This window comes from Gallaecimonas mangrovi (genome assembly GCF_003367375.1).
In the GTDB taxonomy this organism is placed as follows: Bacteria; Pseudomonadota; Gammaproteobacteria; order Enterobacterales; family Gallaecimonadaceae; genus Gallaecimonas; species Gallaecimonas mangrovi.
In genome coordinates this window covers 3,289,674-3,310,164 of record NZ_CP031416.1, presented here as the reverse complement: position 1 = coordinate 3,310,164, position 20,491 = coordinate 3,289,674, and the positions used below count along the sequence as shown (strand labels likewise).

Annotated in this window: 14 protein-coding genes; 9 read left to right on the top strand and 5 right to left on the bottom strand. The window is 53.2% G+C overall.

Translation table 11 applies throughout. The annotated features are described in order from the left end of the window. The 7 genes from tssH to DW350_RS15695 all read left to right on the top strand — a co-directional run bounded on the left by tssH (position 1) and on the right by DW350_RS15695 (position 10,803). Entirely contained in the window at positions 1–2,586 is a 2,586-nt protein-coding gene (tssH, locus tag DW350_RS15725) for a type VI secretion system ATPase TssH (protein WP_503487522.1), read from the top strand. 80 nt (positions 2,587–2,666) lie between these two features. Further along, positions 2,667–3,146 (top strand): Hcp family type VI secretion system effector, encoded by a 480-nt coding sequence (locus DW350_RS15720; RefSeq protein ID WP_115719846.1) that lies wholly within the window; start codon positions 2,667–2,669, stop codon positions 3,144–3,146. A 78-nt stretch (positions 3,147–3,224) separates the two neighbouring features. Next, the gene (locus tag DW350_RS15715) at positions 3,225–5,030 is read left to right on the top strand and encodes a type VI secretion system Vgr family protein (RefSeq protein ID WP_192954712.1); all 1,806 of its coding nucleotides are present in this window, start codon (positions 3,225–3,227) and stop codon (positions 5,028–5,030) included. After that, positions 5,030–5,908, top strand: a complete 879-nt coding sequence (locus DW350_RS15710; protein WP_115719844.1) for a hypothetical protein — start codon at positions 5,030–5,032, stop codon at positions 5,906–5,908. Before DW350_RS15715 ends, DW350_RS15710 begins: the two co-directional genes overlap by 1 nt. Further along, positions 5,887–6,585, top strand: coding sequence for a hypothetical protein (locus tag DW350_RS15705; protein WP_115719843.1), 699 nt, complete (start codon positions 5,887–5,889; stop codon positions 6,583–6,585). The genes DW350_RS15710 and DW350_RS15705 overlap by 22 nt, the downstream gene beginning before the upstream one ends. Further along, complete coding sequence (locus DW350_RS15700) at positions 6,578–10,408, top strand: RHS repeat-associated core domain-containing protein (protein ID WP_115719842.1); 3,831 nt, start codon at positions 6,578–6,580, stop codon at positions 10,406–10,408. Before DW350_RS15705 ends, DW350_RS15700 begins: the two co-directional genes overlap by 8 nt. Positions 10,409–10,410: 2 nt before the next feature. Beyond that, positions 10,411–10,803: a hypothetical protein gene (locus DW350_RS15695; protein ID WP_152032998.1), complete on the top strand. Its 393-nt coding sequence runs from the start codon at positions 10,411–10,413 to the stop codon at positions 10,801–10,803. A 73-nt stretch (positions 10,804–10,876) separates the two neighbouring features. On the opposite strand, the gene DW350_RS15690 is transcribed toward DW350_RS15695, so the two are convergent. Both DW350_RS15690 and DW350_RS15685 read right to left on the bottom strand, forming a co-directional pair. Continuing rightward, positions 10,877–13,186, bottom strand: a complete 2,310-nt coding sequence (locus DW350_RS15690; protein ID WP_226911336.1) for a M48 family metallopeptidase — start codon at positions 13,184–13,186, stop codon at positions 10,877–10,879. A 288-nt stretch (positions 13,187–13,474) separates the two neighbouring features. Further along, a complete protein-coding gene (locus tag DW350_RS15685; protein WP_115719839.1) occupies positions 13,475–14,398 on the bottom strand; it encodes a LysR family transcriptional regulator in 924 nt (307 codons plus the stop codon). A gap of 190 nt (positions 14,399–14,588) precedes the next feature. Between DW350_RS15685 and DW350_RS15680 the strand changes: the two genes are divergently transcribed. Next, the gene (locus DW350_RS15680) at positions 14,589–15,467 is read left to right on the top strand and encodes an MBL fold metallo-hydrolase (protein ID WP_336406951.1); all 879 of its coding nucleotides are present in this window, start codon (positions 14,589–14,591) and stop codon (positions 15,465–15,467) included. A 128-nt stretch (positions 15,468–15,595) separates the two neighbouring features. On the opposite strand, the gene DW350_RS15675 is transcribed toward DW350_RS15680, so the two are convergent. From DW350_RS15675 to DW350_RS15665, 3 genes are all read right to left on the bottom strand, one after another. Further along, complete coding sequence (locus DW350_RS15675; protein ID WP_152032997.1) at positions 15,596–16,054, bottom strand: AsmA-like C-terminal region-containing protein; 459 nt, start codon at positions 16,052–16,054, stop codon at positions 15,596–15,598. A gap of 55 nt (positions 16,055–16,109) precedes the next feature. After that, positions 16,110–17,657 (bottom strand): AsmA family protein, encoded by a 1,548-nt coding sequence (locus DW350_RS15670; RefSeq protein WP_115719836.1) that lies wholly within the window; start codon positions 17,655–17,657, stop codon positions 16,110–16,112. 286 nt (positions 17,658–17,943) lie between these two features. Continuing rightward, entirely contained in the window at positions 17,944–19,008 is a 1,065-nt protein-coding gene (locus DW350_RS15665) for a phospholipase A (RefSeq protein WP_226911335.1), read from the bottom strand. Between the two features lie 76 nt (positions 19,009–19,084). On the opposite strand from DW350_RS15665, the gene dnaB reads away from it, so the two are divergent. Continuing rightward, complete coding sequence (gene dnaB, locus DW350_RS15660; RefSeq protein ID WP_115719835.1) at positions 19,085–20,488, top strand: replicative DNA helicase; 1,404 nt, start codon at positions 19,085–19,087, stop codon at positions 20,486–20,488. The last annotated feature ends 3 nt before the right edge of the window (positions 20,489–20,491 follow it).

Below are 20,491 nucleotides of genomic sequence, written 5' to 3'. Positions count from 1 at the left end.
ATGACCTTAAAAGCGCTGGTTGAGCGCATGGAACCCGAGTGCCATCAGGCACTGGAAAAGGCCGTAGGGCTTTGTTATCAACGCAGCCACTTCAGTGTGGAAGTCGAGCACTTGCTCAAGGCGTTGTTGGAGTGTGAAAACACCGAAGTACTGGCAATACTGGCCCATTATGGGCTGAGTGCTGAGACGCTCAATAGCGAGCTTAACCAAGCACTTGAAAGCTTTAAAAGCGGTAATGACGCGGCGCCAGCGCTGTCGGTGCGTTTAGTTGAACTGCTGCGCCAGTGCTGGATGGACACGTCCATTGAATTTGCAGAGCCGCAGATCCGTGGCACCACCTTACTGTATACCCTGCTTAATGATGCCACCTTGGCAGCGCTCAGCACGCGCCATGCCCACGAGCTTGAAAAGCTCGAACCTACCCGGTTACTGGCCGATTGGCCCGAGCTTCGCCAAAACCTTGGCAGCGCGCCAAGCACAAAGGCGCCGCAACAACGTGGCAAAGAAGAAGCCCTTAGCCAATATTGCATTGATCTCACCGCCCAAGCGCGTGCCGGCAAGTTAGACCCGGTACTGGGCCGCGACGATGAAATTCGCCAAATGGTGGACATTTTAACCCGGCGCCGCCAGAACAACCCCATTTTGACCGGTGAAGCCGGGGTGGGTAAAACCGCTGTGGTAGAAGGCTTGGCCCAGCGCATTGCCGAGGGCACCGTGCCCGATGCACTGAAATCTTGCCGCTTACTCACCCTTGATTTAGCGCTGCTGCAAGCCGGTGCCGGGGTTAAAGGTGAGTTTGAAAACCGCCTTAAAAAGGTGATTAGTGAAGTCAATGCCTCCCCCGAGCCAGTGCTGGTGTTTATTGACGAGGCGCACAACATGATTGGTGCCGGTGGCCAGGCCGGGCAGGGTGATGCGGCGAACCTTTTAAAGCCAGCGCTGGCGCGAGGTGAGCTGCGTACCATTGCCGCCACTACCTGGGCCGAATATAAAAAGTTCTTTGAAAAAGATGCTGCCCTTGCGCGGCGGTTTCAGGTGGTCAAGGTCGAAGAACCCAGTGATGAAGTGGCGGTGCAAATTCTTCGCGGTTTGCTGCCGGTGCTGGAAAAACACCATAGCGTACATATCACCGATTCGGCGGCAAAAAGCGCGGTGCAGCTTTCCAGCCGTTACCTGCCAGGCCGCCAGCAACCGGATAAATCGGTAGCGCTGCTGGATACCGCTTGTGCCCGGGTGGCCATGAGCCAGGCCAGTCTGCCTGCGGCGCTGGAGCGGGCGCAAGCCAGGCTAAGCGCCCTTGAAACCGAAGCAGCCATTTTGGCGCGGGAGCAGCGCAGCGGCTTTGACCACAGCCAGCGCCGCGATGAGCTGGCAACCGAACAAGCCGTTGTTCAGGAAAGCGTGAATCAATTAAGTAGCACTTGGCAAAATGAGCAAAAGATGGTGGCCGATGCTCTGTCTCTGGGCGAGCAGTTAAGCGAAAGTGACGACGTTGCCATGCTTGAAGCGCTAAACGCACTTCGTAGCCAGCTCAGTGCCCGGGTGGAACCTTTGGTGCATTGGCAGGTGGATGAGCAACTGGTGGCACAAGTGCTCAGCGATTGGACAGGTATTCCACTGGGCAGAATGCAAGCCGATGAAGTGCAAAGCATTCTTAGCCTTGATGAGCGCTTGAAAGCCAGGGTGAAAGGGCAGGATCACGCCCTTGACGACATCGCCCGTACGGTACGCATTGCCAGAGCCAATTTGGCTGACGAGAAAAAACCATTAGGGGTTTTTCTGCTGGTAGGCCCCAGTGGGGTTGGCAAAACCGAAACGGCGTTAACCCTGGCCGAACAGGTCTATGGCAGTGAAGCCAACGTGACCGTGATTAACATGTCTGAGTTCAAGGAAGAACATAAAGTGTCGCAGCTATTGGGATCCCCTCCCGGTTATGTGGGTTATGGCGAAGGTGGTGTTTTAACCGAAGCCGTACGCCGCAAACCCTACAGCGTTGTCCTCCTCGACGAGATGGAAAAAGCCCATCCTGGGGTGCAGGACGTCTTCTATCAGGTGTTCGATAAAGGCATGTTGCGTGACGGCGAAGGCCGCGACGTGGACTTTAAAAACACCGTTATTCTGATGACCTCAAATGCAGCCACCGACAGCATTACTGACTTGTTTGCTGACGAGCTGACCGCCCCTGACGACATGTCCAAGGTCAAAGACGCCATTTGGGATGACCTGCTGCAAACCTTTAAACCCGCTTTTCTTGGCCGCTGTAACGTGTTGCCTTACCGGCCCTTGGCCGAGGAACAACTGGCGGCCATTACCCAACTGCAATTAGCACGGGTGGCTGAACGTGTTCAGCGCCACCACCAAGTGCCGCTGCACTTCGATGACGACGTGGTCAGCAATATCGTTGCGCGTTGTACCCAGGCCAGTTCGGGGGCGCGCAACATTCAATACATTATTCAGCGGCAGCTGTTGCCGCAGATGTCGGAGCAAATACTGCGTTGCCTGGCTGCCGAAACCCCGGTGGCCGGTGTCAGCCTGTCTGTTGTTGATGGCGAACTGACAGTGGACGTCGAGGGCGCCGCAGTGTGACCCCTTCCTGCCAGGCACTGCCTGCTGGAAAAACTTGTCCTCGTTACAGGACGTAACTCGCAATCAAAAGGAGCTATACCATGCAAGCTAACACTTACCTGAAGTACGAAGGTGTTACCGGCGAAGCCACAGCAGAACAGTACAAGGACATGATCACTGTGCTGTCTATGGACTTCAACGTACACCGCGAGATCAGTGCCTACACCGGTACTGCTATGGACCGTGAAGCGTCTGCCACTCGCCTTGGCGATATCACTATCACCAAACTGCAAGACAAGGCGTCTCCGGACCTGCTGAAAGAAGCCACCATCGGTAGCGGCAAATCGGCTGTTTTCCACCTCACCAAACAGGGTGAAAAAATCGAAGAAATCATGAAGCTGGAACTGACCGACGCCATGATCTCTAACTACTCCCTGTCTGTAGCGGGTGACCGCCCGGTGGAAACGCTGACCATTTCCTACACCGAACTGACCATGACCGTTACCCCAACCGACGATACCAATGCCGCTCAGGCCCCGCTGGTTTACGGTTACAGCGGCGTGAAAGGTCAGAAGCTGTAAGGCTCTACCTACCCCTATGGGGAGGGCGGATGCTCTCCCCATCTTTGATTTTCATACACTTGGATGGTGTACCGCGACATGGGCAAGGAACTGCAACATCACTTTCTTAAGATCCAGTCATCCCTTGGGCAGGACGCCCTGGTGCTGGAACGTCTTGACGTAAGCGAAGGGCTGTCTCAGCTTTTTGACATCCAGGTGGGCTTTTTTGCCAATTCCCGCATTAAAGACCTTGATAGCCTTGTGGGGGAAAACGTCACTATTAGCCTGAGCCTGGGTGACAGCGCCAGTGCTAAAGAGCGCTATTTTAACGGCCATATTTTATCCATTAGTGAGCTGGGTAAAGCCCAGAACAGCAAAGATGGCCAGCGTTACCAAGCCGTGGTTGTGCCAAGAGCCTGGTCGGCGACCCGGCGCATTAACAACCGCGTTTTTCAGAATATGACCTCAGTGGACATTGCCAAAAAGGTACTGGCTGAACACAGCCAAGCCATTGAGGAATCGTTAAAGTCATTCACCCCTTACAAGTTGCCGTACTGCGTGCAATACCAGGAATCTGACTGGGCCTTTGTGCAGCGCATTTTGGCCAACGACGGCCTCTTTTTCTTCTTTAAGCACGCCAAGGGCAGCCATAAGCTGGTGATAGCCAGCTCTGCCAAGGCCTTTTCTTACGCCGCTGAAAAAGAGGTAATTTACCGCACTAAAAGTAAGGGGGAACCCCATATCAGCCGCTGGCTGGTGTCAGGGAAAGCGGCTACTGCCAAATGGCTAGACCGTTCTTATAACTACTCTGCGCCAGCGCAGCCGGTAGACGAAAAATCCACCGGCAAGCCGGCTGGCGACAAGTTTGGCAAACAGGAAGCCTTTTATTACCACAGCGAAGAAAACCGCGCCCTGGCGAGTGAAAGCCGTGCCAAGCAACACCTTGGCGCCGAGATTGTTGATGCCAGCCTCATCGAAGCCAAAAGTGACCTGCGCTCACTGAGTGTTGGCCAAAGCTTTAGTTTTAAAGAGCATGAAGATGCTATTCCGTCACCCAATGGCTTCAACATTGTTGCAATGAAGCTAACCGCCCGGGTGCCACTCAATAGTGATGGTGGCAGCGGTGTTGACGCCTTCCAGTTTGCTAATACCTTCTCGTGCCTGCCGTCAGACCAAGACATTTTGCCTAAGCGGGTAAATAAGCCGGTGATCCCCGGTATTCAAACCGCCACCGTTACCGGCAAAAGCGGCGAAACCATTCATGTGGATAAAGACGGCCGTATCAAGGTGCAATTTCACTGGGACCGTGAAGGCAAAAATAACGACGAAAGCTCCTGCTATGTGAGGGTGGCGCACCCTTGGGCCGGGGCCGGTTTTGGTGCCCAGTTTATTCCCCGGGTTGGTGAAGAAGTGGTGGTGGCCTTTTTAAATGGTGACCCTGACCAGCCGCTGGTAACAGGCGCTTTGTATAACGGTAACAACAAGTTGCCTTACAGCACCGACGGAGATGGTAAGAACCGTTACGGTATTAAAACCCAAACTATTAAAGGCAGCACCAGCAATTACAACGAGCTGCAATTTGACGACACCAAAGGTAAAGAACTGGTCAATATTCAGGCCGAAAAAGACATGACCTATTTGGTGAAAAACGATCAGTCTTTTGAAATTAAAAATGACCGTACCGGCAAGGTGCTCAACGATGACACCTTGAACGTTACTAACAACCAGACGCTAAAAATCGACGGCGACCAAAAAGTGACAGTAGCAAAAACGGTCACCATTGATGGCGGCACGTCCATCACCTTGAAATGTGGTGGCGCCCAAATTGAGATGAAGAGCTCCGGCGAAATCAGCATTAAGGGCTCGGTGATCACCCTCAAGGGCAGCCAAATCAAGCTCAACTGATGGACGCCTTGTCACGCTTTTTTGCCCAGCGCCAAGCCATGCTGCAAAGCGGTGAAGCCGACCTTGGCCTGTTAAAGCTCCATGACCGGCGCTTGTTAGGGGCCTTGGCACAAGGGCAGTTAGGGCCAGCAAGTGCCCAGGGGCTAGATGCCGAGAGCTTGTTGGCTTTACTGCCAGCGCACCAAGATGCCATGGCATTTATTGAAGCGCGCGAACGTATTTGGCCGGGTGAATTATTAAGGCTGCAGCAAGCGCTTTGCCAGCTGCCAAGCGGCCAGACGTTGGCGTGGTGGCTGGCCGGCTGTTACCCGGCATTAATGTTGCCGAAAAGCCCCGGTGGCTGGTTGCAGGCAAGGGCTTATTGGCTTCGCCAGCAATCAGCCACCGGGGATTGGGCGCTGTGGTCAAGTGCTCAAAAAGGCGAAAAGCCCTTGGCCAAGGTGGTGGTTACCCTTTGGGAACAGAGCCAGGGCCAGCAATGGCAATATTGGCTAACGCCGCTTTGGCAACAAGCGCCCACCACACAAGTGGTCGCCAGCATTAATGTGCTGGCCGCCAAGGTGGACGAAATCACCCTGGTGAACCTGATGGGGCGCAGTCATTTGGGGCGGTTTTTACCTTGGCTTGGCACATTGCACCAACAAGAGCTTGCCGAGGCCGTGCTGGATAACCAGCTGTATTTAAGCGGTGGCAGTCAAAAGGCGGTTGCCGAGCGCCAATGCTGGGGGGAGGCCCTTAATGCAGCATGGTTAACGCAGCTGCCACAGCAATTGATGCTGAAATACCGCAGCCGTTTGTGGGGGTTGGTAACGCCGCAAAGCCGGGGCGCACCCTGGTCACTTTTTGGAGGGCAGCTATGCCTTGGCAGCTTAGCTTAAGTGGCCACATTGCCGGGGTGAGTGCCGCGCAGCTGTTAGCTGGCGAGCAGCCTTTACCGGGGGCCAGCCAAGGGCCAGAAGCCATAGCGCCATGGCTGGCAACTGACAGGCGCAACTGGCTGTTGGTGCCTTATGGCAGCAAGGTGCAGGCTCCAGCTGGCGTGGAAATCGCCAGAGGCCGGGCGGCCATGGCGCTTATCTTAAGTCAGCTCAATAGCAGCCCGCAGCCGGGCCGCATTATTGCTGCTGTTAGCGGCGGCGTTTTAGCGCTGGATATTACCCCTGCCAGTACTGGCATCGCCGTTAGTGATTTGCTGGCAGATGGCCGCTGGGATGCCAATCCCGACTTTGCGCCGTTAATTTCTAAGGCCCGCCAGCTTTGCCCAAGGCCAGCGTTGATGCTGTTACCCGGGTCGGGCGCAGATGGCTACTTACAACGGTTAATGCCATTTTTTGGCAACATGTCCGGTTGGACCGGCAGTGATGTCAATTGGCAGTTTGCCGAAGCAGGCATGAATTTAGAGATGGCTGGCGCGCTATATTCCTGGGCCTGGATGGCCCAGGGGCTGGCCTGGGGGCAATGGCAAGGAGATGCCGTTGTGGTGGAATTGGACAACAGCCCAATGATGGGAGTGGCCATAGTGCGTTGGCAAGGAAGCGAAGGACAGCATGAGTAATTCGGTTGAGATCCAGGCACATAGCCACCATCTGGTGCTGGCGTTACCTGGCTTTAAAGGCAGCGGCGAAGCCGTTAGCCGCGCAGACAGCGACGCTTGGCAGCAATGGCTGCAAGGCGTCTTTATGGTGGACGCTGACCACCACTTTGAAGATATCAGCCGTGCGGTAAAACTGGTTAGCCCCGATAGCGAGCCGGTTTCAAGTGCTGAAGCTTTCCCGCTGTTGGCTGATGCCTTAGCTAACAGCAAACTCAGCGCCTGGTTATTGCCGCAAAGTAACCCGCCTAAAGCCCCTTTAGCGGCCAGTGACAGCGCTGCTGCCGATGATGCCCGCGCCAATAGCGGCAATAGCAGCAGCGCCAGCAGTAATGCCAGTAGCGGCGCAGCTGAAAAAGGCGCCACCAGCGACAGTGTTGGCCCCGATGCCAGCGACAGCCAAACCCTTGGTGACCCGGTTGCCCCCGCCACCGGCGAAGAACTGCTACAGCTTGTTGATTTTGCAGTGCAAGGGCCAATGCCACTGACCTTTAAACGCTGGTACCGCTCCAGTCTTTGCGACCGCGATTTTGGCTTGGGCCATGGTTGGTACAACGACCTGCTGCGGCCACTTTGGCAAGACGATAACCACAGCTACAGCCTCGATAGCGAAGGGCGGGTGCTGCGCTTTCCACTGCTGGCCCCCAAAGAGGTTGGCTGGCAAGCTGCCACTGGCCATCGCTTGGAACATAAAGCCGATGGCCGCATGCAGCTTAGTGAACCCAGTGGTTTGGTTTGGGTATTTTTACCCCAAAGCGCCGGGCAATGGCGGGTTAGCAGTATTCACAACCGCTTTGGGCATCGCTGGCTGTTTCATTACAACCAGCATCAGCAGCTAGCCTTTGTTGATGTCGCTGAACATCGCCGGCTGGTGCTGAACTGGCACGGCGCGCATCTTGCCAGCATTGGTTTAAAAGAAGGCAAGCGAGTGGCAAGCCTTGGTCGCTATCAGCATGACGAGCAGGGCGACCTTATTACCGTGCAGTGCCAAAAGCTGCGCGAGCACTACCAATACCAGGGGCATTTACTACGCGAGCGGCAGTTGGCATCGGGCTATCGCTTTTTATTAACCTGGCAAGGCGCAGGCCCTGCTGCCCGCTGCATTCATACCCGCGGTGAAGACGGCTCTGATGATTTTCATTTTGATTACGACACCCTAAACCGCGAAACCAAAGTCACCGATGCTTTTGGTCACCAGTGGCTGTACCGCTACAACAATAGCGGCCAGATCACTGCCCGCGTGGGCCCCAATGGTGGCGAACACCAGTGGACCTACGACACCCAAGGGCGGCTGCGCCGTTACCGTCTGCCAGATGGCAGGGCTTGGCGTTATGAGTTTGACGGCAAGGGCATGCCGGTATGTGACTGGCTACCTGACGGCCGCCGCCATCGCCGCGTTTATAACAAGCTCGGCTTTTGCATCGCTGAAACCCTGCCCGATGGCCGCTTTATTGAGCGCAAACTCGACGGCTTAGGGCGGCTGTTGGCAGAGCGCCGCGCCGATGGTAGCCAATGGCAGTACCACTACGATGCTGCCGGCTGGCTGCGTGAAGCCGCCAGTGATGACGGCAAAACCGAGCGTTATGGCCTTGATGGCAATGGCCAGCCGTTAGCCGTTGAAAAAGGTGGTAATTTACGGCGCCTGGCCTTTGACAATCAGGGCCGGCCGGCAGGGCAGCTGGTGCACGACCTTGTCACCCAATATCAGTACGACGGCGACAAGCTCACCGCTAGCCACCAATACCCTGAAAACGCCCCTGACCAGCAACTCAGCTGGCGCTTTGCATACGACAGTGCTGGGCGTCTTAACCGCTATGAAAGCGCTTTAGGCGCAGTGCATCAGTTTGAATACGATGGCCGCGAGCGGCCACTGCGTTATATTCGCCCCGACGGAAAAACCGTTCACTACAGCTACGACAAGGCCCGCCGCCTGGTGGACCTGGTGCGCCCTGACGGTGGCCGCTGGCAACTGGGTTACGACGCCTTGGGCCAGGTTAACCGCGTTGCCGCCCCCGATGGCCGTGATATTCAGTTTGGCTATGATGCCAATGGTCAAATCATCCATCGCCAGCAAGGCGGCGACTGGCTTCAGCATCTAAAACGCGATGCTGGCGGCCGGGTTACCCGCCAAAACTCCCAAGGCAAAGGTCGCCAACCGGTTGCCAAGCAATTTCGTTACGACCACCTTGGCCGTATGGTCACCGCCGCCTGTGAAGGGCGACGTCTGGCCTGGCGTTACGATAACCAGGGCCGTATTGTTCGCCACGACCAAGACGGCCACAGCGTTGGCTACCAGTACGGCCAAGCCCAGCAGCTGAAAACCCTGAGACTGCCAGACGGCACCCGCGTGCAATTTCACTACGGCCAAAACGGCCTTTGGGAACAGATCAGTGTTGGCGGCGCCGTGGTGCTCAGCCGTAGCTTTGACGACAGCGGCCGTGAACAAAACCGTCAGGGCGCCGCCAACCAGCAAAGTCAGGTGTTTGACCGCCACGACCGGCTGATAAATCGCCGTTGGCAGGGCCAGCAAAGCCACCTGCGCCGTTATAACTGGGACGCAGAATCGCGCCTCGAAGAGCTGGAAGACTCCGATGCCGGTGAAACGCGCTTTGAACGTGACAGCGTCGGCCAACTCATTCGTGACGGCGATATTGCGTTTCGTTACGACGAAGGCGGCAACCGCCGCAGCGAAGGTGACAAGCTCGGTAAAGACCGGCTGTTGCAAACCCGCACCGCCCGTCGCCGCTATGACGCCCTTGGCGCCGAGGTAGAGCTGCGCGGCGAGCGGGACGAATCTCGCCACTTTGATGCCGAAGGTGGCCTCATTGCCTTTAACCGCGAAGGCCTGCAACTGCGTTATGGCTACGATGCCCTTAACCGCCGCGCTTGGCGCAAAGGACCTACCGGCACCGTTAACTACTTATGGCACGGTGATAATCTCTTGGGCGAAGAGCGCCAGGGCCGCTGGCAATGGTTTATTCGTGACCCGCAAACCCACGAGCCGCTGCTGACCATCCATAACGACGAGGTGTATTTTTACGAACTGGACTGGCGCAAAGCCCCCATCCGCCTTTGGAGCGGCCAAGGCCAGTGCGCCTGGAAGGCCCAAAGCGACGCCTGGGGTAACTACCAGTGCGAAGGGGATATCCACCAACCCCTGCGCCTGCCCGGCCAGTTTGAAGACGAGCTCACCGGCCTTTATTTCAACCGTTTTCGCGATTACGACCCCAAAACCGGCCGTTACCTCACCCCTGATCCCTTGGGTTTAAAAGGTGGCCTTAATAGCTACCGCTATACTGCCAACCCAGTGGACTATATCGACCCCTTAGGGCTAAGTACCGCAGATGTGGGGGTTACGGCTACAGACGCCGATAAAGGTGAGACGGCAGCTATTACCGAAGATGTACCTGCTATGCAGGAGTTGGAGCCTCAGTATCTCTATCGAGGTATACATAGTGGACACCCTGCATATCAAGACGCGCTTAATGGAGTAGTAGCGCCCGCAAATCAAGATGCTGATCTCACGCCTGAACAGCATGCCGAAGGAGGTTTGACAGGCGGTAGTCAATATGTTTCTTGGACTCGTGATAGGGAACTAGCTCTGACTCATGCAAAAAAGAATGCGAGTAATGATGGCAATCCAGGCCTTTTGCTATCTGTCCCTGTTGGAGCTCCGAGTGAAGGAGATGAATGGGCTTGGGGGTGGACTCATAGGAATGAATGGGGAGAAGTTGAAATGCTCCAGATTGGAACACGAAAAAATGTACTTGTTAAAAAGGTCGAATGATCATGAAAGAGAATCCCAAGTTTTTTTTGTTAGAATTGATTGAAAAAGGCTCGGTATCAAGATTGGTTGATGTTGCCTTTTTAATTAGGAATATAAATGATTGTAAGGAACATGAGGTGACTTTTTTAGGTGCTTACTCGGCTCTTTTTCTTAGGGATAGAATAAAAATCAGATTAAATAGTCCTGTGGTGAAGAAAATGAAGACGGTTGGGTTGAATTCTTCTTTGAAAACACTCAATGAAATGGATGATTTTGATCTTGTTGATGTTTTTAGTGTAAAGAATAATTCTTATGCAGGAGACTGTTTTGTTTTTTTTAATAAAATCATTGGGATTGAGTTTATTAAAAAAGGTTTATCTAAGAAAATAGAGGGTTTTCATCCTGATGTTGAATGAGCTTTTTTATTTTATAAAAATCAACATGGATATTTTGAAAGATATTTACTAAAAGCGGCCGAAGCCGCCTTTTTTATGCCAGTACCCAACCGCCATAGAGAGTGCCGCCAACGATACCGGTGGCGACCAATAATCGTAAAAGCGTTGGTATGGTGCCTTGAGCCAACTGAAAACGGTTCCATAAATCAAGTTTGCTTTGCAGTTGGTGTTCTTGGCCGGGCAATAAAGTGGGGTATTGCTCGGGCACAGTGGCAGCGCTTGGGGCCGGGGTAACTTCCTCTTCGTTATTAAACATCTTTTCGATGCTGAGCTCGCAGCTCACCAAATCATCCACCAGCATATCGCGCATGTATTCCAATACTCCGGCGATGTTATTCATGCTGTCGTGTGCGGCCGGGAACCATTGATGCCAGTTGTCTTTGGTTATTTCCACCAAATCAAATTCGGGGCATTGTTTGGGCCAATCTTCTACCTCAAAAGCGGTCATTAGCTGCTGGGTAAGGGTGAATTGGGTGATGGCCGCATTAACGGTTTCTATAACGCCAGTAATGGATTTGCCCACTTTCAACAGGCGTTTTTTCTCTAAGTAGCCCACCTTGCTGTCAGCGGTAACCACTTGCCAGGTGTTCGCTAACAGCATTTGTTCGTTGCGTACCACGGCGGCAATATGTTCGCTGGCGTGTAATAGCTTTACCAAGCCTTCCAGGTATTGCGGCCAATCTTCGCCAAGGGTTTTGGCTGCATCAAGGTGGCTGCTGTGGCATTGGCTGTCGTGGCGGTTAAGCGCTTGTACCAGTTCGCTACGTTCTTGGGCTAATTGCTCCAGTACGCGGGGAATGTCGGCCTTTTTAAGTTCACTGCCGCGGTGGCGAATAATGCCGCCTGAAGGGGTTAGCTCGCCTCTTGCCAGGGCTTCAAGGGTGTCGATTTCACTTTCCAAGTCGCGTACCGCTGCCAGTTGCTCTTTCAGGGCCTCGGGGTAGAGCTTGGCAAGGGCGGCTTTGATATTGGTGGGGGTCGGGCCTGCCAAAACATCGTCGGCGCTGGCAAAGTTGCGCATCACATCGCGGCTTAAATAATTGCCACGGTATCTGGGGTGCAAAGACTGGCGCGAAAAATGATGGGCTACCGCTTCTTGCTCTGACGTCAGGCTTAGCTCGTCGCGTTTTTCCGGCACATAAAAGTCGGTACTGATTTGCTGGCGTAGTGCCTGGGCGTCGTCAAACAGTGCCCAGGCCGAGCGGTTATCAATATCGGCGGCGATATAGCGGGCCTTGGCATTATCTTCCCGGTCGCGGTTGGCCGGATGGGTGGCCCACATCTGGGGTGGCAGCGCCATTGCTTTACTGAACACCCGGTGCTCGGCCGGGCTTCCCTGCGGGGTTGGCACAATGCCGTAACTGGGGTCGTCCAATACGCTGCGCATGGCGGTAATGGTTTCTTGTTGCGCTAAGAACAGGTCGCCAAGGCGTTTGCCTTCACCGGCCTGGGTTTTAGCAACACTGATTGCGGTTTGCCAGCCGTGGTCTGCCGCTTGCAATTTATGCAGGGCGTTGACCAGGGCGTCGGAACCGGTTACCGACACCGCTACCAAATCGGCGTTGTATTCCATTTCCCGGCTAAGGGCGCGCTCGGCCATCATAACCAGCCTAAACAGGCTGTCGACCACAGCGCGAATAGACCAAATAACCAAGCCTAATAGCCAGCCCACCCAGGCAACCCGTAAATCAATGCGGCTAACAAAGTGGATCAGTTTATCCAGCCAGTCGCGGGTGGCCACCATGTGGCCAATGATCTGTTGGGCAATATAAACCCAGCGCCCCACCATCATCGACCGCTGGGCAAAGTGGCCAAATTCGTGGGCCAGCACCGCTTTGAGTTCGCCAAGGTTAAGTACGTTCACCAAACCCAGGCCAATAATGAGGTTCTTTTTCGAAGGGAATAACAGATTGAGTAACGACAGATCATAAAAAACAGCGGCATTTACGTCGGGGGTTAAAAACACCCGGTGTGGGCGAGGGGCGCCTACGTCGTCTGCCAATTGGTAAATAAAGGCGAACAGTTTTGGCTGTTTGTCAGCAGTAATTTCAAGGCCGCCTGGGGCGCCGCCTTTACGTACGGTGAGTAGTGATTTCGCCATAAACAAGGTCAGTAGGCCTGCGCAAATGGCAACCACTAACCGCACCCAGTTAAAGTACAGCATTAGGTGCTGAATACTGTTGTAGGCAATAACGCCAAAGCAAATGCCAAGGGCGATATAGCCAATCATAAACACCACTAACCCGGCCATGGCTAACAAGGCCTGGCGGCGGTATGAGGCGCGGGGTTTGGTTAAATCACTGGGTACCTGACTGGGGTTGTCAGGGTAGAGGGGGTTTGCCATCAATTACATCCTTCCTTGGAAAATACGAGCCCAATATTTTAACAATTAAGGCGGCCCTACCGTAGCCTTTAATGAGCAACAATTGCTAAATCTGGCAATAAAAAGTGCTGGCATATGTTCATCCGCAGCAGTGCCTGGCGTTATTAGGACAGCAAAACGCTAGGGGCGGTTTGGTACACCTGGCTTTCACTGCCATGGTGCAGCGACCTTAGATGCCTAGTGGAATGACACCTGCTTTTTCCGTTTTATTTTTTTATTCATGGCGTCTTGTTTAAATAAAGCCATAGTTTAATGCGCCATTAATAACGGCACGTGCTCGGCTAGGTAATCAATCAATAGTCGGGTACGTCGCGGCAAATACTTGGTTTTCGGCCAGACGATATAGATATCTATGGGCTTTGCCCGCTGGCTGGCTGTCACCTGCTTTAGTTGCCCTGATTCAACATAGGGGGCACCTAACCAGCTGGGTAGCCATGCCAATCCGCCCCCTTCAACGGCTGAGTCGGCAATTACTTGTAAGTCATCATAAATCTCTGTGCCCGGCGGGGTAATACTCACGGTTTTGCCGTCATCGCTCTGAATTGGCCACGAATAGGTATGGGCAGCACGGCCATAAAGTATGCCGCGGTGCTGTTGAAAATCGTTTAGGGCTACTGGGGTTCCAAATTTATTTAGGTAGCTGGGTGATGCAAATACGGCCATGCGCTGAACCGCAATTTTCTTCGCAATAATGGCTGTCGAGTCAGTCGGTTTGCCGAGCCGGATGGTTAGATCAAAACCTGCCGATAAAATATCAACAACATGATCTGAAAACTCTGTCTCTATTTGAATGCTGGGGTACTGACGCGTCAGCTTTCTTATGGCTGGGGCAATGCAATGACGGCCAAACAGTGTCGGGCAACTGATCCTAAGTCTCCCCTCTGGCCCAACTTGGCCGTCTCTGAGTTCAGATTCGAGTGAATCTAAATCATCCAACATGGCTAAACAGTGCTCGAAGTACATGCCTCCCTCATGAGTTAACGTCTGTTGTCGTGTAGTTCGATGAAAGAGTTTTAAGCCGAGGCGTTGCTCCAGTTTTGCAATGGACTTAGCAATGGCTGAACGCGTCAAGTTCATATGAAAGGCTGCTCCCGAGAAGCTGCCTGCATTCACTACAGCAATAAAAGTGACGATGCCACTGAAACGGTCTTCCCAAGGATTGCGACTACTCATAGTGTTTTTAACCTTCTATGCCAGCCTTGATGTCTCGGCTGAGGATAGCAGCTATTGGTTCCTATAAGTATCCAATGTGTGGAATTTACATCGCCCATGTCCACCAAAACTTTCCCTACACTGCCCTTTAGAAATCATGCGTTTACACCAATCACGCTAACAGTGCTGTGTTATCAATAACCGGGAAAAGATGATGAATCTGAACAACCTCTATCAAGCTCCAGCAGTAAACAGAAAACGTTATGGCGATACAGTCGTCACCATGCTGAGTGATGGTTATCTCGATGTCTCTTTTGAATTGTTAAATGGAATTGAAGCGAATAAAGCGGAAGCCATATTGGAAAAAAGGGGCGTTGAACCGTTACCACGGATAAATGTGAATGTCTTCGTTGTACAAACCGCAGGCCGTACCATTTTAGTAGACAGTGGTGCCGGTGGCATTAATGGTTGGGGGGGCCGCCTAAATAGCGCGTTATTGGCAGCGGGGTTTGACCCCCTGGATATTGATACCGTGTTATTGACCCACGCTCATCCTGACCATGCCGGTGGCTTAGCCGGAGCATTGGCGACACCCTTATTTCAAAATGTGCAGGAGCTTTATGTTCATGAAAAAGAGCTGGCATTTTGGCGAGATGACATGATTTATTCTTCAGCCTCTGATGGCTTTAAGCCCTTTTTTGGCTTAGCGCGTAATGCTTTTGATGCTTACGATGATAAATTGGTCCCCTTCAGTAATGAGGCTATCTTGCCTGGTATTCAGGCTGTGCCGCTCTTCGGGCATACCCCTGGCCATACAGGCTATTTGGTCGGCGATGAAAAAGACTCGCTACTGATATGGGGAGATATTGTTCACTTCCCGCATCTTCAAATGGCACACCCTGAAGTCACTATTGCCTTTGACAGCGATCCAAGTGAAGCGTCGAAAGTGCGAGCCGCGCTTTTGGACCGGGTGGCAACGGATCAACTCTCTATTAGCGGCATGCACTTCAATTTACCGGCGTCCGGTAAAATTCACCGGGAACATAATAATTATGTTCTTAACTACGATGCTTGGTCGCCGGCTGTTTAATGGCTACTGGTGCCATCTGAATTCGATAGGAATGCGGCCTTGGTTAAGGTAAAAAAGCGGCTTTTAGGCCGCTTTTTTACTGGGTTATTTCCTTGGCGTATATCTCAAATAAGAGAGCGGAGCCTTTCTCAGTTACCTTCTTTCTTTTTAAAAAGGTCTCCGAGTTTTTCACTGAGTTTGTCTTTGAGCTTGTCTTTTTGCTCTTTGATTTTCTGGTCGGCTTTGCCTTTTAGCAGCGCGTCCATATCGGGGCGAACTTTGGGGCTGTCAAAGCTACCGGTAATTTTAATCGGCAGTGTTACCCCTTTCAGTTCATCCATCGCCTTGCCATCCTGGCCTTTCAAGGTACCCACCAGTTTGGCCGACACGCCGTAGTCCAGGGATTTTTTCACCAGATCAATGTCACCGGCACCATTTACCCGCAGCAGCGGCGACGCCAACAGCAGATCCGGGTTATTCATCTTGCCGTTTTTAAAGGTGGCAGAGCCGGAAAGCTCGGCGAAGTCGGTTTTCTTGGTGTCTTCTTCCGGTACGCTTTGGCCTTTGAGCAAGGCCCCGGCTTTACGCAACTCATGGGCGATATTCACGCCATACACAGCGCCGTTACGGAACTGGAAGTTAGCGGTGCCGTTAAGGCTCTGGTCAGGCTGGTTGAGGTAAGCCCACTGCGGTTAGGTTGGCTTTGGCGGTGGTGGTACCGGCCAGTAATGGCTTGTCTGACTGCATTAGGTCTTTAAGCAGTGGTTCGATTTCAACCCCGGACAAATCGTTTTGAATGGCGATTTTGGCCGGTTGTTTACGGGCATCCACTTGGGTGCTTAGCACAATCTTGCCGCTATAAAGCTGCGCACTTAACGGCGCCAGTGCAAACTGGCCCCGGTCATTGGTGGCGGTCAAATTGATGTTGCTGAGCTTAACGTGATTAATGGTCAGCGCGCCGAGGGTAATATTGGCGTCGGCTTTAAAGCCGCGCAGGGCTGACAAGTCGGGCTCAATTTCCGGCGAGCTTTTGGCCGGAGTACTGGCCTGGGCGGGTTTGTCAGACGCAGGCGGCAGGTAGCGGTCAGCGTCAAACTTATCCATAGCCAGCTTTAACGACATATCGGGCACGGCGCCGGCTAAATTGACCTTGGCAGAGCCGGTGAGCTTGGTGTCGTCCAAGTTGCCTTTAAGGTCGCTAATGCTGGCTTTGTTTTGGCCGTATTGCCAATCAAAGCCCAGGGCAAAATCTGACAAGGTGGTTTTGTCGGCTCGCTCTGGCAGGCTAACGCCCAAGCGTTCCATCAGGCCGCGAAGGTCGGTTTTCGAAATGGCTAAACTGCCGCTGGCCGTCGGGTCGGCAAACAGTGACTTGGCGGCCAGTTTCCCGGTGATAACCATGTTGCCCACATCCAGTTGCAGGCTGCTTAAATCCAGGCTGCCAGCGGCCATGTTCAGGGTGCCTTTGGTAGCAAACTGCAGCTGCAAGGGTTTGGCGATACCTTCACCGGAAAGTTGCACAGTGGCGGCCAGGCGCGACAGCGTGGTTTCGGTCAAATCTTTATTAAATTTGATGCCGGCATCCAGGGTGGCCACCGCTTGCTGCGGGCCAACGGTGTGCAGCCGGGCTTTTAAGGTGGAGCTGGCACCGGGGGCAAAGCCGTCCAGAGTTAAGTCGTCCAGCACTAGCTGCTGGGTTGCCTTGCCACCTTTATCCAGCACGTTAACTTGAATATTGTGCAGGGCAATGCTGCCAAGATTGAGCTTGGTCAGGCTGCTAAGGTCGGGCGCTTTAGTGGTGGTGTTGCCCGTGTTTTCACTTTCAGCAACGGCTTTGGCTTGGGTTTTATCGCCGGCTTTGATATTCACTACCACGTCTTTGAGGCTGACACCGTCTACTTGAATGTCGCCAGATAACAGCGGAATGAGCTTAACCGACACATCTGCATCGCCAATATCCGCGGTAGTGCCTTTTGCAAAACCATCAGGTTCAGACAGCGCCACTTTTTGAATGGATAAGCCAATGGAAGGAAAGAAGGTCCAACCCAGGTTGCCGTCCAGTTTCAGTTCCCGGCCGGTATTTTTTTGTACCGCGGCCTGGATCTCGCCTTTGTAGCTATTGGGGTCAATGCTCAGGATAAACGCCACCAAGGCGACTATCAGTATCACCACCACACCAAGCACTATCGCCAGGATCTTACCTGCTTTCATGTTGTCTCCTTTTGCTTCGGGCACCCTGTGCCCTGGCAACTGCGACTGCTGTTATGACCTTAGGATATAAGCTAGCCACTCAGCCTGCCAAAAGCTGGCTGAATCAAGGCTTTATTGCCGCGCGATAGGCACTACCTTGCCGGTTGGACGCTAGCTAACCCAAAGCCGGTTTGGTGGGTACTTGCAACCCCAAAAAACCGGCGCGAAAGGATAACAGTTTGTTTTTCAGCACAAAATGACTTTGCTTGAGTCATTGTGTTTCGCTTTTAACGAAGGCTGACGGGATTTACAGCCAGTTGGTGAGCATGATCCCCAGCCCTAAGCTTTCGGTGGCATGGTTGTAGTCAATCAGCGACTCGCCATAGCCGTTAAAGTACTGCACATAGCCACGTAATTTGCCCCACAGCGGGAACGAAAAGCCCAACTGCACAGCCCCTTTATTGCCGCTGCCCCTTAAGTTGTTGCGCAGCAGAAAGTTAAGGCTGTAATTGCCCATCACATAAACACCGGACACCGAGCCGTACCCGAGGTATTTCTCAATATCCGGGTTGTTGTCGTCTTCCTTATCTTCGGGGATGCGATACCAGGGTTTAACGTTAAAGACGAAGTTGCCGCTCTCGAAAATAAAGTCAGCGTAAAGGCGGTTCCATGACCTTGAATAAGGGTCAGAGCGGCCATTGGATTGGTGAATAGCCCCCAGGCGCAGGTATTTGGGTTTTATGCCGTACCAATCGTCGCTGATGTTGAAGTTTAAAAAGATCTCGGGCTCGTAGTTTGACTCCCGAAACGGTGATGAAAGCCCAGAGTTATAAGCCTGCCAGTATGATTGTTGGGTATATGCCACCCAGAGGCTGTTATCGCCATTGAACAGTTTGACTGCCAAGGGGAATTTCATACTCACCTGAAATTTAAACTCGACTTTATCCAGGCTTTCATTGTTAGCAAGGCTGTCAGCATAAGACTTACGGTCAATATTGCGGTTGTAATAAACCGGCAGCATATAGTTGGGGTTATGGGGGGTGATAACAAAGGGGTTCTCAGCGGTATCGCGTTCGCGGTTGGCACGCTGTTCCACCAAGCCATTGTCTTTTTTGGCCCTTTCCTCAATGGGGGCAGGTTGCGGTGGCTCCACGGCAATAGGGGCGTCGTCTTCGGCAGTTTTGTCGCTGTTTTGTTTGGTTTTATCGTCCTTTGACTGCGTTTTTTTATCTGCGGTTTTAGCGGTGTTTTCTTTGGTCTGGGTGCTGTTATCACCCTGGGTTGATGGGCTCGTATCGCTGGTTTTGGCCGGGTCATCAGCAGCCATGGCAGCAAAGGGGAGAATCAAGGCAAATATAAATGCTTTGGTCATGGTTCTTCCGTGAGTCTTTAGGTTCATTTACTTTAGCTACATAATAGTGGGCCAATGATTGAACTGATACTGACTCATGGCGGAAAAGCGTAAGGCTTTCAATAAGGAAGGTGACTCAAAGGTTGCCGCACTCAAAGTACCTCCTCACTCTCTGGAAGCCGAGCAGAGCGTGCTTGGCGGGCTTTTGCTGGATAACCAGGCCTGGGACAGGGTCGCTGAAGCGGTGGTTGAGCAAGATTTTTATTCCCGTGCCCACCGGCTGATTTTTAAAGCCATGGTGCAGCTGATGGCGCTCAACAAGCCCTTGGATCTGATTACCGTCTCCGAGCAAATGGAACGGGAGAACATCCTGGAAGAGGCCGGTGGCTTCGCCTATCTGGCGGAAATGGCCCGCAACACCCCCAGCGCTGCCAACATTCACGCTTACGCCGAAATTGTGCGTGAGCGCGCCGTAGTGCGGGAAATGATCGGCGTGGCCAACGAAATTGCCGAGTCCGGTTTTGACCCGCAAGGGCGCAGTACCGGTGAATTGCTGGATTTAGCTGAAAGCCGCGTTTTTAAAATTGCCGAAAGCCGGGCCAGTGCCAACGAAGGCCCGCAAGACTTAAAACGCATTCTTGAAAAGACCGTCGACCGTATCGAAAAACTGTTTGGCCAGCCCCACGACGGCGTAACCGGTGTCTCTACCGGCTTTCAAGATCTGGATAAAATGACCGCTGGCCTGCAGTCTTCAGACCTCATCATTGTCGCCGCTCGTCCGTCCATGGGTAAAACCACCTTTGCCATGAACCTGGCGGAATATGCCGCCATGACCCAAGACAAGCCGGTACTCATTTACAGCCTGGAGATGCCCTCTGAGCAGATCATGATGCGGATGCTGGCCTCGTTGGGCCGCATTGACCAAACCAAAATTCGTACCGGCCAATTGGACGACGACGACTGGGCGCGCCTTAGCTCAACCATGGGCTTGCTGATGGAAAAGGGCAAAATGTATATCGACGACTCGTCGGGCCTGACCCCAACCGAGGTGCGCTCAAGAGCCCGGCGTATTGCTCGTGAACATGGCGGTATTTCCATGATCATGGTCGATTACCTGCAGCTGATGACGGTGCCGGGCATGCAAGATAACCGAACCCTGGAAATTGCCGAAATTTCCCGCTCGCTCAAGGCGCTGGCTAAAGAGCTGGAATGCCCGGTGATTGCCCTGTCGCAGCTCAACCGTTCCTTGGAACAGCGCTCAGACAAACGCCCTGTTAACTCGGACTTGCGGGAATCGGGCTCTATCGAGCAAGACGCCGACCTTATCATGTTCATCTACCGTGACGAGGTCTACCACGAAGACAGCGACCACAAAGGCACTGCCGAAATCATTATTGGTAAGCAGCGGAACGGCCCTATTGGCCGGGTGCGGCTTACCTTCCAGGGCCACTTCTCGCGCTTTGACAATTACGCGGGCCCGGCCATAGAGGACGAATACTAAGCG

Coding starts and splice junctions, on each gene's coding strand:
- tssH (WP_503487522.1), top strand. CDS start 1: ATGACCTTAAAAGCGCTGGTTGAGCGCATGGAACCCGAGTGCCATCAG.
- DW350_RS15720 (WP_115719846.1), top strand. CDS start 2,667: ATGCAAGCTAACACTTACCTGAAGTACGAAGGTGTTACCGGCGAAGCC.
- DW350_RS15715 (WP_192954712.1), top strand. CDS start 3,225: ATGGGCAAGGAACTGCAACATCACTTTCTTAAGATCCAGTCATCCCTT.
- DW350_RS15710 (WP_115719844.1), top strand. CDS start 5,030: ATGGACGCCTTGTCACGCTTTTTTGCCCAGCGCCAAGCCATGCTGCAA.
- DW350_RS15705 (WP_115719843.1), top strand. CDS start 5,887: ATGCCTTGGCAGCTTAGCTTAAGTGGCCACATTGCCGGGGTGAGTGCC.
- DW350_RS15700 (WP_115719842.1), top strand. CDS start 6,578: ATGAGTAATTCGGTTGAGATCCAGGCACATAGCCACCATCTGGTGCTG.
- DW350_RS15695 (WP_152032998.1), top strand. CDS start 10,411: ATGAAAGAGAATCCCAAGTTTTTTTTGTTAGAATTGATTGAAAAAGGC.
- DW350_RS15690 (WP_226911336.1), bottom strand. CDS start 13,186: ATGGCAAACCCCCTCTACCCTGACAACCCCAGTCAGGTACCCAGTGAT.
- DW350_RS15685 (WP_115719839.1), bottom strand. CDS start 14,398: ATGAGTAGTCGCAATCCTTGGGAAGACCGTTTCAGTGGCATCGTCACT.
- DW350_RS15680 (WP_336406951.1), top strand. CDS start 14,589: ATGATGAATCTGAACAACCTCTATCAAGCTCCAGCAGTAAACAGAAAA.
- DW350_RS15670 (WP_115719836.1), bottom strand. CDS start 17,657: ATGAAAGCAGGTAAGATCCTGGCGATAGTGCTTGGTGTGGTGGTGATA.
- DW350_RS15665 (WP_226911335.1), bottom strand. CDS start 19,008: ATGACCAAAGCATTTATATTTGCCTTGATTCTCCCCTTTGCTGCCATG.
- dnaB (WP_115719835.1), top strand. CDS start 19,085: ATGGCGGAAAAGCGTAAGGCTTTCAATAAGGAAGGTGACTCAAAGGTT.